The sequence below is a fragment of the Pseudomonas sp. P42 genome (assembly GCF_017973755.1).
Classification (GTDB): domain Bacteria; phylum Pseudomonadota; class Gammaproteobacteria; order Pseudomonadales; family Pseudomonadaceae; genus Aquipseudomonas; species Aquipseudomonas iridis.
In genome coordinates this window covers 1-13,729 of record NZ_JACOPU010000013.1, presented here as the reverse complement: position 1 = coordinate 13,729, position 13,729 = coordinate 1, and the positions used below count along the sequence as shown (strand labels likewise).

6 protein-coding genes are annotated in these 13,729 nt (G+C 52.2%); 1 reads left to right on the top strand and 5 read right to left on the bottom strand.

Going from position 1 to position 13,729, the window contains the following annotated elements; genetic code table 11:
• The first annotated feature begins 337 nt into the window (after positions 1-337).
• A complete protein-coding gene (locus H8B20_RS28175; protein WP_342345728.1) occupies positions 338-682 on the top strand; it encodes a hypothetical protein in 345 nt (114 codons plus the stop codon).
• Positions 683-934: 252 nt separating this feature from the next.
• Here the strand turns inward: H8B20_RS28175 and H8B20_RS27635 are convergent, their stop codons facing one another.
• From H8B20_RS27635 to H8B20_RS27615, 5 genes are all read right to left on the bottom strand, one after another.
• Positions 935-5,944 carry a calcium-binding protein gene (locus H8B20_RS27635; RefSeq protein WP_210625219.1) on the bottom strand — a complete coding sequence of 1,670 codons (5,010 nt, stop codon included), beginning with the start codon at positions 5,942-5,944 and terminating at the stop codon, positions 935-937.
• A gap of 11 nt (positions 5,945-5,955) precedes the next feature.
• Entirely contained in the window at positions 5,956-6,192 is a 237-nt protein-coding gene (locus H8B20_RS27630; RefSeq protein WP_210625218.1) for a hypothetical protein, read from the bottom strand.
• A gap of 1,244 nt (positions 6,193-7,436) precedes the next feature.
• Positions 7,437-12,311 carry an RHS repeat-associated core domain-containing protein gene (locus H8B20_RS27625; protein WP_228732783.1) on the bottom strand — a complete coding sequence of 1,625 codons (4,875 nt, stop codon included), beginning with the start codon at positions 12,309-12,311 and terminating at the stop codon, positions 7,437-7,439.
• Complete coding sequence (locus H8B20_RS27620) at positions 12,311-13,048, bottom strand: DUF4123 domain-containing protein (protein ID WP_210625217.1); 738 nt, start codon at positions 13,046-13,048, stop codon at positions 12,311-12,313. Before H8B20_RS27620 ends, H8B20_RS27625 begins: the two co-directional genes overlap by 1 nt.
• The coding region (locus tag H8B20_RS27615) for a bacteriophage T4 gp5 trimerisation domain-containing protein (protein ID WP_414704625.1) at positions 13,038-13,729 on the bottom strand (692 nt) is incomplete at its 5' end. The genes H8B20_RS27615 and H8B20_RS27620, both read right to left, overlap by 11 nt.

Genomic DNA, 13,729 nt, shown 5'->3' with positions numbered 1-13,729 from the left:
TGGGTGGCCAAGCGGCTGGACCTGAGCGAGGCCGAGCCGAAGGCATGAGCCGGGCAGGCCGGGTAGGGCGCCGATTTTTACGGGTCCTCCCTGAGGGCCGCCCCCTACACGGGTTATCGAACTCGCGGATTCTCTCTAGCTGAAACCTTTGCAGGGATGTCCGTCTTTCCAACGGGATTGGGGCAGGGCATGGCACGCGGATGCCGAGTCGACAGGCCAGACCGGGCAGAAAACCGCCGGGGACCCTGGTGACTTTCAAAGGACACGGGGTCGGAAACCCGCGGGATCGTGTTAGCGGGAGGCCCGTTAGCTTACTGAAATTTCAATCATTGAAATCTTGAAAGGATTCATTGAAAAGCCGCTGAAAAGGAGGGCTTATGAACGAAGTCACGTACCTATTCAAAAGCGCCTTCGCCGCGCACATAGGTGGTCGGTCACCAAGTTATATCACCTGGCTCAAGGAGAACGGTCGACTGTTCCTATTCAGCGTGATGTGTCCGGCCACGTCTCGGCCCAATCCTCGCCGACTAACATGGCTGCGCCGCCGCCCGCTTATTCAGCTCATGGGCAGACTCCGGACTTCCAGAAAGCACGGGCGCATCGCGGACAATATCTGGCACGGGTGGCTGAGATGGAGTTTCGCAAGGCGCAGGATGAGCTGGTGGAAATCAGTTTTGTGTAAAAGGCTGCTTATGAATCGGCACGTGCGCTCAATATTCGTTTATGAGCCTGTCGCCGCAATTAGCACCACAGCTTGCGGTTCTGTCGGACTTATAAGAGCGAAGCGGCAGCTAACCGATGCGCTTCGCCAGCGGCGCAACGAAGCAGCCCAGGTTTCCAGCGAAGAATTTGAATTTGCATAGGATGAGCTGACAATGCAGACCTAATCCGACAGCTCGACATGACATAGTCGCCATGTCGAGCTCCCGGTTAATTACAGCCAGTAATCATTTATAACCGGAAGAAATTCGGGACTGGTGGAGGAGTTAGATGACAAGTCGTCTGCCGAAACATTGCTTTCCACTTTACTCGTATTGGAGCTGTAAAGAAGATCATCAGCGTAAGTAGCGGCAGAGTTGTCGATAAGCGGCAAGCTATGAAGTCCTCCATCCACAATCCTCATGTCAAACACATTACCGGCGCTGGGGTTGATGATCCGATTGGAGACATCGTTCGCAGTCCAGACTATGTCATCCGAAAAGTGAAGTTCTTCAACTGAGGAGTCGGCGCCAGAAAAATAGCTTTGGATATTGATCACATCATCAGCGCCATATCGCAACACAAGGTCATATGGGTTGGGGCGTTCGAAACCGCTGATGTCCGTTGATTTGACATCCGTGAAACGAATGACATCGACATTCAAGGCTGAGCCTGCTTCGGTAACGGTATCCTGACCATCGCCGTGGCTAAAGACATAAGTATCGGAGCCGTTTCCTCCTGCCAGCTTATCGTTGCCCGCACCGCCAATAAGTGTGTCTTCTCCGGCGGCGCCGTCGAGCGTATCCTTACCGGTCCCACCTTCGAGCACGTCATTGCCTGCCTGGCCATTCAAGGTGTCATCGCCGCCCAGCCCGCGAATCACGTTGTCCTGGCCGATGGCGCCGGCAATAGTGTCAGCACCTTCAGTGCCTACCAGATGCTTCGAGACATCAGCAGATGTCCAAGTGACACCATCAGCGAACTGAAACTTCTCTACCGACCATTCGGCGCCTGTAAAGAAACTCTGCACAGTCAGGGTGTCGTTCGTACCATAACGAATGAGCAGGTCCGAATATCCAGTGCGCTCAAATCCGGTTATGTCCGTCGAATTGATGTCAGTGAAGCGCACCAAATCCACATCTGCTGCAACACCGTCGTCAGCGATAATGTCTTGCCCATCGCCGCGACTGAAAACGAAGGTATCGGATCCGCTGTTGCCGGCTAAAAGATCGTTGCCCGAGCCGCCAATCAGTGTGTCATTACCTTGGGCTCCAGCAAGTCTGTCGTCACCAATGCCCCCGTCCAGGGTGTCATTTCCAGTGGCGCCGTTCAGGGTGTCGTTACCTTCCAAACCATAAAGGCCACTGTCGATACCCACTATACCGACGAGAGCGTCATTGCCACTGGTTCCAACGATCCGTTTGGCGACATCGGCGGTCGTCCAGATTACGCCATCCGAAAAATGAAACTCTTCAACCGAGGAGTCGGCGCCAGAAAAATAGCTTTGGATATTGATCACATCATCAGCGCCATATCGCAACACAAGGTCATATGGGTTGGGGCGTTCGAAACCGCTGATGTCCGTTGATTTGACATCCGTGAAACGAATGACATCGACATTCAAGGTTACGCCTGCTTCGGTAACGGTATCCTGACCATCGCCGCGGCTAAAGACATAAGTATCGGAGCCGTTTCCTCCTGCCAGCTTATCGTTGCCCAAACCGCCAATGAGTGTGTCCTCTCCGGCGGCGCCGTCGAGCGTATCCTTACCGGTCCCACCTTCGAGCACGTCATTGCCTGCCTGGCCATTCAAGGTGTCATCGCCGCCTAGCCCGCGAATGACGTTGTCCTGGCCGATGGCGCCGGCAATAGTGTCAGCACCTTCAGTGCCTACCAGATGCTTCGAGACATCAGCAGATGTCCAAATGACGCCGTCAGCGAATTGAAACTTCTCTACCGACCATTCCGCGCCTGTAAAGAAACTCTGCACAGTCAGGGTGTCGTTCGTACCATAACGAATGAGCAGGTCCGAATATCCAGTGCGCTCAAATCCGGTTATGTCCGTCGAATTGATGTCAGTGAAGCGCACCAAATCCACATCTGCTGCAACACCGTCGTCAGCGATAATGTCTTGCCCATCGCCGCGACTGAAAACGAAGGTATCGGATCCGCTGTTACCGGCTAAAAGATCGTTGCCCGAGCCGCCAATCAGTGTGTCATTACCTTGGGCTCCAGCAAGTCTGTCGTCACCAATGCCCCCGTACAGGGTGTCATTTCCAGTGGCGCCGTTCAGGGTGTCGTTACCTGCCAAGCCATATAGACCGCTGTCGATACCTGTCATGCCCAGAAGGACGTCATCACCACTGGTTCCAACGATCCGTTTGGCGACATCGGCGGTCGTCCAGATTACGCCATCCGAGAAATGAAATTCTTCAACCGAAGAGTCGGCGCCAGAAAAATAGTTTTGGATATTGATCACATCACCAGTGCCATATCGCAACACAAGGTCATATGGGTTGGGGCGCTCGAAACCGCTGATGTCCGTTGATTTGACATCCGTAAAGCGAATGACATCGACATTCAAGGTTACGCCTGCTTCGGTAACGGTATCCTGACCATCGCCGCGGCTAAAGACATAAGTATCGGAGCCGTTTCCTCCTGCCAGCTTATCGTTGCCCAAACCGCCAATGAGTGTGTCCTCTCCGGCGGCGCCGTCGAGCGTATCCTTACCGGTCCCACCTTCGAGCACGTCATTGCCTGCCTGGCCATTCAAGGTGTCATCGCCGCCTAGCCCGCGAATGACGTTATCCTGGCCGATGGCGCCGGCAATAGTGTCAGCACCTTCAGTGCCTACCAAATGCTTGGCTACTTCAGATGCTGTCCACAATACTCCATCGGAGAATCTAAACTCTTCAATGGAGTAAACAGCTCCAGTAAAATAGTTTTGAATTGTGAGAGCGTCGCCATCGCCGTAACGAATTATTAAGTCGGCGTATCCACTTCTTTCAAATCCGGCGATATCGCTTGATTTGATGTTTGTAAAATAAATTACATCTATATCGGTATTGAGTCCTTCCTCTGCCACCACGTCGAGACCGCTGCCTCTTCCAAAAACAAAGGTGTCTGATCCAGCGCCGCCTATTAACTTGTCTCGACCTCTTCCTCCATTTAAAATGTCTTGTCCCCAGCCTCCATTCAACACGTCATCCCCATTGAGCCCGACAATCATATCGTTTGATTGCCCACCAACTACCTGAGAACCCTCCTGAGTTGAAATAACAAAGTTTTCGTCTACCGAAAAGGCGGGTGCGCTTTCTCCAATATAGAAAAAATGTTGACCAGATAAGTGATTTTTTAAGTCGGCGAAGCTCGTGCCGTTCAAGTCTGTTAGCCAGCTTGAAAGAAACGAAGCAATGGGGATGTTTGACTTTACGCCCTCCATGACAGAGCGTAACTCTATCGCATCTACAATCGCCTGCAACGGGTCCGCGTCGTAAAGGTTTTTCAATGCGTCTATCAGTGGATCATAGTTAGCTTGAATGCCAGACGATGTCTGTGATATCTCAATCAGGTCAGTGTAGCTATTTAGTCGCGTTTGCAGTAGCAGTGAGTTATATAATGAGTTGCTCAGCTGGTTGTATGAGGAATTCAAAAAATCTTCTTGGCTCTGATTTACTACTAAGTCTTTTTCGGTTAAATAAATTCCGCTCAATACTTGAGAGGGGGAAAAGTCTCGCACAATAACGAACTGGCCGGAAATTATTGTTATGGTGGCGCTGCCGTCCGCGTTGGCCTTGCTTGAGAAATTAAAAAAAGTCTGGCTGTTAAATGCTTCTAATATCGAGATCTTTTCTATGAGCTCCTTATCTTTAAGCTGCTCTGCATCAGGTGATCCATTCCCGGAAATTTCCCATGAATAGGCGAATTGCAGGCCTGTGCCGTTGATGCTAAGGTTTTCAATTCTTTTATCGACGCTGTCAAAAATAGCAGACTCTGCCCACTCTGACAAAATATCATCTAATAAATTAATCTGATCGCTTCGTGTTGTGATTTGAGAATACTGTCTAAGAATTTCAGCGAGTTCCGGGTTTAAGTTTGCCGCCTCAATCAAATTGCGAACTGCGCCAGATCCCTTCATGTCAGGGAGTTTTTCAGTTCCAGGAGCTAGATCAATGACGTCGGGAAAATCTCGGTAAAATGGATTCGTAGCAAGATCAAGATTGACAGCGACGCTTTGGTTTCCGTTTACACCACCCACGTGCCCATCGGAAAATACAAAGCTACCTACGTCAGTGATTACATTGCCGTTGCTAAGCTCTCCTGACTCGATAGATTTGACGTTGATCGATTCGATGCCGAGTTCGTCTAAGCTTGACAGCTCAGATGATTGCGAAACACCGTCCCGATTCTTGTCTTGCCAAACTCTTACTTCGCTGAATGATTGATCCTTTGCGTCAAATACGCCATCACCATTTATATCCAGCTCGTTCAGCGCTTCGAATCCATTTTTTGCTTTGGTGCCGTCAGTCTTTATGGTGTCTCCACCAAATAACTCTTTACCACTGTCAATGAGTCCATTACCGTTCTTGTCCAGCACCAAAAACCCATCATCACCCGAAACCCAACCAGTTCCAGTCTTGATGCCGTCGCCATCAAAGTCAAATGTTATACCTTGATTTGAGCTGATGGTTTCAATACCATCATTATCCAGGTCAAGCGTAAGTGGATCTACCCTGCGGACAAAATTGAGTGCAGAAGAGAAGCCAACATTTACTTGCTCATCGACCCCTGCGAAGGGAGAAAAACTGTGAGCAAAATCTTGATATAGGGAAGCAATCAAAGGATCGGTAATTAACGCTGGGTTGGTTGTCCCAAATTCAATCGCTTCATTAACATCGTCTTGAGTTAAAAAATCTCTAACATAAGGATACGCTTCATATGCAAATATGAATGCACCTACCCCACCTACGATCGCAAGCGTCATCGGGGAGGCCAGGCCTGCTAATACGCCGAAGCCGGCGCTGACAGATGCAACATCATACAAGACATCGCGTACATCTTTTTCAGTAACAGTTCCATCGTCTAGCTTGTCGAAAAAGTCCGCTAAACTACCTACCATACCCCCTTGGCCGCTGAGAAACATTCCATAAGCTTTGCCAATTGGGCCTCCTAATTTGGCGCCCGCGTTAGTAGCTAGAAATTGTATTGCGTTTGTAGCGGCCTCAATTCCCTCAGCGGAGCTCATATTAGATTCCTTTAATTAAATATTGCTATTATAATAAGTCCTACTGCTATAGCGATGCCGCCAATCACTCTTGCGGCGATTGCCGATTTGTAATACATTAGTTTATGCCGCTGTTCTTTGTTCGGCGCTTCAGCAGATTTTAATCGACTGATCTCTAATTTGACGGATTTTGAATATCCAAACACGTCAGAGGCGTATAAGATTATTCCCAGTCCTATTACTAACAATGCAGAGCCAAAGCCAATCATCTATGAGTCCTTTAGGAATAAATAAGCATCAAAGCTGGTTGCGACCTATTCGGTTTCGGCCGGACGCACCCCCTAGATAGGATGAGGCTTGGTAACGTGGCTTTCGAAACCATCTAGCAATGTTTGTTGATTTCGAATATTTTTTTATTTCGACCATGTTTTTGCAAAAAAAAATTGAAGCGATGCTATCAGTGCTGCTCAGGGTTCTGATTGGTCTTTGCTCCATGCCCCTGTAAAGGTAGGGGCATGGAGCGTGAGTGAATTGGTATAATGGAAGTGAATGCTTTGGCATCTTATGGCTTCCTTGCGTTGCAAAAATACTAAAAAAATCGCTGCATCTGGTCGATAATATGCAAGCCTGCAATAGGAGCGAAAGGATGAGCTGACAATCGGTAAATTTTTTTTTTTTGAAGATCGCTTGAGATATCGATTTTCTAGTCTATAAGAGATCGCGATTTTGATGCTCTTGTTACTGGCATTGTTCGATTTGGATAAGAGTGTGGTTTTCTGCGATTCGGGTGTTGTTTCCCAAGCTATTCTTGATGCAGTCAGGTTGGCTATCCCCCCACATTCAGTGATTGAACGAAGATCAAAGGTCTGCTGAGACAGCTAAGTTACTGAAATATAAGTCAATTGGAGGGTTTAGAGTGCTATGTCGCGTATGTACGATTATGAAGAGGATTGCTGAGCGAACGTCATTCGGAGCGTACTTTTAGTTATATGGATACGTTGTTTAGCTAAGAAGGGCGGCTATGTCTATTAGGGGCGAGGATAGCAGCGGCGCCATGAGGCCAATGCGTTTCGAGATTGTCGCTGAATTCGATGAAGCCCCCTCAAACTAAAGTGAACTTCATCGCGCCCCTTTCAATGGCTTACTCTGCGAAAAAGAAGCTCCCACTAAGCCCCCGAAATGCCTATGCCTGCGGCCATCCTAGCGTTTGACGCCATTACAGCCGATATTGGCACTTTTTATAGGGATTGCTAGGTTTGGCGCTTTTGCTATACACGTCTACCGACTTCTTACCCGTACATATACAAAAGATCGTCTATCAGCTCCAGCTCCTGTTGTGTGTACTGGACCTTGTTGTACCGTCTAATGTCCTCAAGCACACCTCTGATCGGAACTTGACGCGAAGGGTCCTGAACGATTTCGATCAGACGGTCGTAATCGGGATCTCTTCCCTTAAGGTATTTTTCAATCAGTTCTTTGAGCGCTACGCGCGCTTCTAGATCGGTTAGCACTGTTACTTCTCCGGCAAAATAGTCACTTCATCAGCTTTGATGATGGTGGTGGTACCCGGTTTCGGAATGAGTTGCCGGGCACCGCCTGTTCCGTAGTCACGATACGCCTTAGTGAAGGGTTCAAGGTTCGGACCTTTACCACCAAGCTCATACGGCACTGTAACGGTTGGCACGCCGTCCTTATAGAGTTGAAGTGTGTCGAACTTCAATCGCAGGCGCCCATCACTCCATGCAGGGGCGGGGTCAGCAGGAGTGACGTGCTTCGGCGCCCTCATCTGTAATGCTTCCGTAGCCGCGTCTCCAGTATCAAATTTATCGAACCCGAAATACGACAGTCGTGCGTCGCCTGTGTTGATCGTGTTCTGCGCGTGAGTATTTACGGTTCCGTCTGCGTCCTTGTATCCCATGTATCGATATGCCGTCGAAGGTAAGGTCGAGTCCGGTCCGGATGGGCCAACATAAAAATCAGCCTTCGACTCGACGACCGCCGGCGGGGTGACGTCTCCAGTCTTTACGCTGGAGTCTGCAAGGGTAGGGGTAGTGCTCGGAGAAGATGATCCTCCAGGCTTGGGGCAGTTCGCAGCGGGCTTCAATGGTGCCTTTTTCGCAACACCAGAAATCGCTTTAGTAATCGCCCTGAACATTAGGCCGAGCGGATCTACCCAGCCGGTAGGGTTGGGTACGTACTGGTAGTTGTTTAGGCCACCTGCGAGCTTGACCGGGTCTGGGGTTAGAAACCGTCCTGTACTCGGGCTGTAGTAGCGGTGGCGGTTGTAATGAAGCCCTGTCTCTGTATCGAAATACTGGCCTTGAAACCGAAGTGGGTTGTCGATCTCCGCGATATCCAGCGCAGCCAGGTTGCCGTAGGCTCGATACTTGGCCGACCACATTATCGCGCCGCTGTAATCGGTGAGTTCCTGCGGCGTGCCCAAGTGATCGAGCTGATAATAGAACGGCGTGGCTTTCAGTGGGCCTTCACCGTCGAGCATCGCTAAGGGGCGGAAACTGTCCGGCTCATAGACGTAGGTCCGATACCGACTGTCCCCACTTTCTACGATCAGGCGTTCGCCTTGCCAGAGGAATTCGGTGGTGTGGCCATCGACTGTTTTCTCGATACGTCGACCGAAGGCGTCGTACTTGTAGGTCGCGATACTGCCGCCGGGTAGGCTGACGCCGATCAACCGATGCTGGCAGTCATAGCGGTATTCAGTGACGAGCTTCTGTCCGCTACCGCGGCGCTCGCGAGTCAGATTTCCGTAGGCGTCATAGTCGTAGTGGCGGTCACCCTGCATCAGCAGGCGGTTGCCTTTGACGTTGGCAAAGTTGGCGGTGCCTTCGTTGTTCTGGCCCAGCAGATTGCCGGCTGGGTCGTGCGCGAAGCTCTCCGGTGTTGCTCCCCGAACACTGATCAATCGATCAAGCGGATCGTAGTGGAAGTTACGGGCACCCTTAAGGCTGTCATTGATGCCTGCGAGGTTACCTGCCTCGTCGTAGTTATATCGGCGCTGCAGCACGATGCTGTCGCGTTGGCTGACGCTGTGAGCCTGCAAGCGCCCCTGATCGTCGTATTGATACTGACTCAACAACAAGCCTTGTTGACGTTGCTGTTCACGACCAGCCTTGAACTGGTGAGATGTGAGGCGAGAACCATTGAGGTCAATGCTGCTGAGATTACCGCCGGACAATCGGCGATAGTCGAGCTTGCTACCGTCCGGTAGACGGCAATGTTTGAGTTGGCCGACGCTGTCGTACTCGTAGCGCAGGGTTCCCCAACCCTGATGCTCGGTGATCAGCCGATCTTGGGAGTCGTATTCATAAGCCAGTGGCCAGTGACCGTCATCGACATTGACCAGGCGACCGAGCGCGTCATAGCTGTAGTGAATTTCCTCACCATCAGCCAGTGTTTTCACGAGCAGGCGGCCAGCGGAGTCACGCTGATATTCAGTGACCAGTTCGCTACCGTCGTCGCCGTACTCAGTTTTCTTCAGCAGGTTGCCATTCAGGTCGTATTCGTAGGCAGTACGGCGACCATCAAATCCAGTTTCCTGCTGTATCAGCCCGTTTGAGTAATAGTCGAGCTGATAATGTTCCCCGCGCTCGTTTTCGATCTCAGTCAGCAGCAGGCGTGAGTTGTCGTAACGATAGCGCAGCTCACTGCCGTCCGGGTTGATGCGGCGGCTGACAAGTTGCAGGTTATCGGCGTATTCGTAGCGGGTAATACGGCCCAGTTCATCGCGCTCGGCTGTGATCTTGCCGTAGGCGTTATAGGTGTAAGTGCGGGTTGCACCGCCAAGCTGTGTGGTTTGTGTCAAGCGGCCAGCCGCATCCCATTGGTAATGGGTGATGGTGCCGTGTTCGTCCTGACGGGTGATCTGACGACCCAGTGCGTCGTAGCGGTATTTACGCCGACCACCATCAGGCAATGCTTCCTCGAGCAATTGACCCAGTCCATTCCAGGCGAGCTGATGCCGTCCGCCGTCTGGATGAACGATCTCCAGCACGCGACCTTGGGCATCGTAGCTGTAGTGTGTTTCGTTGCCGTCAGGATCTGTTTGGCGGGTGATATCGCCTTGGCTATTTCGCTGGTATTTCCAGATCGCTTTGCCGCGATGAATTTCACTTACAAAGCCATGTCGATATTCGTAGAACGTCGGCGCATCTTCAGGAGGAATAACAACGGCAAGCAGGCCGGCGTCGTTGTAACGGTACTCAGTGATCGCGCCGAGGGGGTCCTTTTCTGCAATCAGCTGACCTTTGTCGTCATAGGCTTTCTGTGTTTCAGCGCCGTCAGCAGCGGTGTCGCTAATGAGTCGAGCATTTTCGTCATGCACATAAACTTGCTCGCTACCATCAGCGTTCGTAACGGTAACTTTGCCGGCATCGTCCCAAGCGTATTTCGAGTCCATCTGCGAAAAGCTGGCCCAGTGGCGGATACTGCGTGACGATTTACCTTGGTTTTCCCATTCCCAGAAGAAGCTCGCACCACCGGCCAGTTGTCGTTCCAAAATGACGTGCTGGTCGTTGTAACGATAGTTTTCCGTTTCACCGGCGGCATTGGTGGCACTGATAAGTTCGCCTTGGCGGTTGTATCGATAGGTAACCAGCGTTTGTACAGTGACCCATGGCTCCTGCCGTTGCCCCTGATCCGTGTACTCAGCGCGGCGTTGCTGATAATCCACGGCAACGATATGACGGTCTTCATGGCGGACTAGCAAGGAACGTCCGGCGTTATTGTCGATACGCTGAATACGGTCAGCAAAGTCGTAGGTCAACATTAACTGGTTGTTGTACGCGTCACTGATGGTGATCAAACGGCCCGCGCGGAAATGGTAAAAACGCGGATTCTGCCCAGCCTGCGTCAGGATGAGCTCACCAGGTGTAGACCCTAGGTAGATGGCCGCTTTCGACAGGCTATTTGTGATAACCGGGCGCTGCTGTGTCGGCATGGGAAAACGAGTGGTTCGGTTTTCGTTATCCGTCCACAGGACACCTTCACCATCCAGATCCAGTCGATGAGAAAGAGCGTGGCTCCATCCAAACCCAAGACGGCTGTCGATCTCGACCGCACTAGTGCGATAAAGGCGCGTCCACTCAAGCGGTAGTAGGCCATCGAGTTGGCCATCGGTAAGAGTCAGTAATTCTTCGCCCGTGACCATCGAGACCGGACAGCCGTTGGTGCAAGTGTCTTGCGCCGGCGCCGCACTTTTGTCGTCAGGATTCTGCGATTGTTTCGAGGCGTCATCAGGTCGCTTGCCGTGTTCAACGGTCGCATTACGTTTGCCATCAAAGCGTAGCTGCGCGACTCCTTTTTCTACCCGCGTCGCTACCCCTCGAGCGGCGACTGCGACGTATTTACTGACGTAGCCCATGAAGCCTTTGATGATGTTGAACAGCGACTTCACAAACCCGGTCACAGCCTTGACGATGATCTGGCCGTATTTCGCTAAACGTGAGGCCAGGTAAAACAGCCCAGCACCTTGGGCAGCCACGGTCAGTACGACCGAGATCACGGTGTCGATGAGAATTCCGATAACGGCCGCAGATGTCATTTTCGCCGTCTGACCAGCCGTTTGCGTCGGTGGTAATGCCGAAACCCAGATTGACGCGCAATGCACCATCAAAAACAGTGCGGCCTCGTCGCTTGCGAGCAGCATGGCCTGTTTCATCACGTCTGGCGCTTCTTTGGCCAGCTTGATCAGTTCCTCGGCACCAGCACCCAATTCTTCAGCGAACTTTTTAGGGTTTTGAAGGATGTCCAGCGCCTTTGAGATCCCATCCCAGACGCCTTTGATGGCTTCCCATCCGCCTTCGAGAATCCCGACCCCAATTGCCATCGCTTTGGCTGAAGCACTCTGATTCGACCATTGCGGTTTGAAGCCTGCCCATTCTTTGCGTAGAAATCCCTCAAGATCAGCAGCTAAGCCGTCGTAGGATTTGAAAAGGGTATCGATCTGCGCAGGCGTCACCTGATCGTGGACGTGGATCTTATAGGCCTTTCCAGGCTGTCCCTGAAAGCTACCTTTACCTTGTTTATCCAAGGTAATCGTCGACTTGGCGCCTCCATCCACGGCAATGATATCGACCTTGATATCGCCGATAGGGATGTCGAAAACCGATTCGAATTTGCTCTCAATCAGCAGTGGCCCTACAAGCGGGCACTTGGCGACGTATGAAAAATCTCCATCAGTCATGCTGACAGACTTGCTGGAGTCACCGGCCTTGATCACGCGTTCCATACCAAGAAGGGAGGGCATGTCTGCAGCTCGGCTGGCTTTGTCAGCAAGCTGCGCGTACCAGCTCTTGGTTTCTTCACGGTATAGCTTCAGGCTGTTTTTGAAGGAGTCCATTTGTGTTTCGATAGTTGCAACGCGATCCATCAGCCTTGCTCCAGAATCAGGTGGTTTAACAGTGCATCTTTAAGATTGTCCGGCGCATCCGGGCGGCGCACGAAACGGCTGACTTTCAGCCTCAGGTTGCTCTCCGGCCATGCGGTGTAAATATCTGGACGGTCTTCTTCAAGCCATTGCATCAGGTTGCCGATCAGCGTCGTTGGATTTTCCTTAGCTAAGCTATCCAGCAACGGCTTCGGCACCTCCCACCACGGCCAATCCTTCACCTTCGGCAGCGCCCTCGGCCCAACCTCAAGGGCCTTGCCATTAATCAGATACCGCTCAAACATCGGCATCACTTCCCCTGCCTTGTCTCCCAGTCCATGCAGAATCGGGTAGATATGCCGCCCATCCCAGAAGCGGAAAAACACCTCCGTCCCATCCGGCATCTTCACCTGCGTCAGGCTGCGCAAATGCTCGAACACGTCGTTTGGCTCCGAGCGTGATACCGCCAGCCAGCCCCAGTCGAGCGCGTCGGTTTCGGCGATCCACGGCAGGAATGCGGAGTTGGACTTGAGTTCGGTGACGTAGGGCATCACCGGTTGCCAGGTGGAGTAGGGCGTGCCGCCCCAGATTGGCAGGAGCTGGGCGGTGGGTTCGGTCAGGTACAGGTTTTTCAGGGCGTCGCTGTCGCTCGCTGCGCTGATGATCAGATACAGGCGTTCGCCAGTCTGCAGCGGCTGTTGTGCCAGCCAATCCTTGGGTGTCAGTCGATCAGATGGCACAGGCACCTGCCTTGCATTTTTCGCATTCTTCGCAGAACGGCGCGTTGCGTTTGAGGGTGTTGATCTGGGCCGGGGTCAGGACCTGGCCGGCCTTGTCGGCGTCGGCCTGTTTCAGGATGCCGGGTATTAGCGGGGCAGCACCCGTGCCACTGCCGGGGCTTCCGCCGGAGTTCATATTGATCACCGGCCCACTCATGGTCACGCCGCCAGCATCAATCTTGATGAAGCTGCCGCCGCCCACCAGCGTCAGTTCCGCCCCCGCTTCAAGCACCACTTTCATACCACTGCTGAGGTGGATTTCCTGGCCGGCATCAATGAACTGCCCAGTCCCGATCTTGATGTGCTGATTGACGCCCACGGTCAGGTGGTCGTTGGCGCGGGCTTCGACTTTGCGGTCGGCGTAGACGGTGTGGTGTTCTTCGGCCTTGAATTCGGTGTAGCTGTTCTGCTCGACGGTGTCGTGGCGTTCGTTGCCGACGCGGATTTTCTGGTCGTGTTCGACGTTTTCATCCCAGTCGCGTTGGGCGTGGAGATAAATCTGTTCCTGACCTTTTTTATCTTCGATGCGCAGTTCGTTGTAGCCGCCGCCACCCATTGAGCTCAGGGTTTTGAAGGTGCTGCGGGTTTTGTTGGCCGGCAGTGCGTACGGGACGGTGTTTTCCTTGTGGTACAGGCAGCCGC

Excerpts from the sequence above, each read along its gene's own strand:
- H8B20_RS27625 (WP_228732783.1), bottom strand. The coding sequence starts at position 12,311 with ATGGATCGCGTTGCAACTATCGAAACACAAATGGACTCCTTCAAAAAC.
- H8B20_RS27630 (WP_210625218.1), bottom strand. The coding sequence starts at position 6,192 with ATGATTGGCTTTGGCTCTGCATTGTTAGTAATAGGACTGGGAATAATC.
- H8B20_RS27635 (WP_210625219.1), bottom strand. The coding sequence starts at position 5,944 with ATGAGCTCCGCTGAGGGAATTGAGGCCGCTACAAACGCAATACAATTT.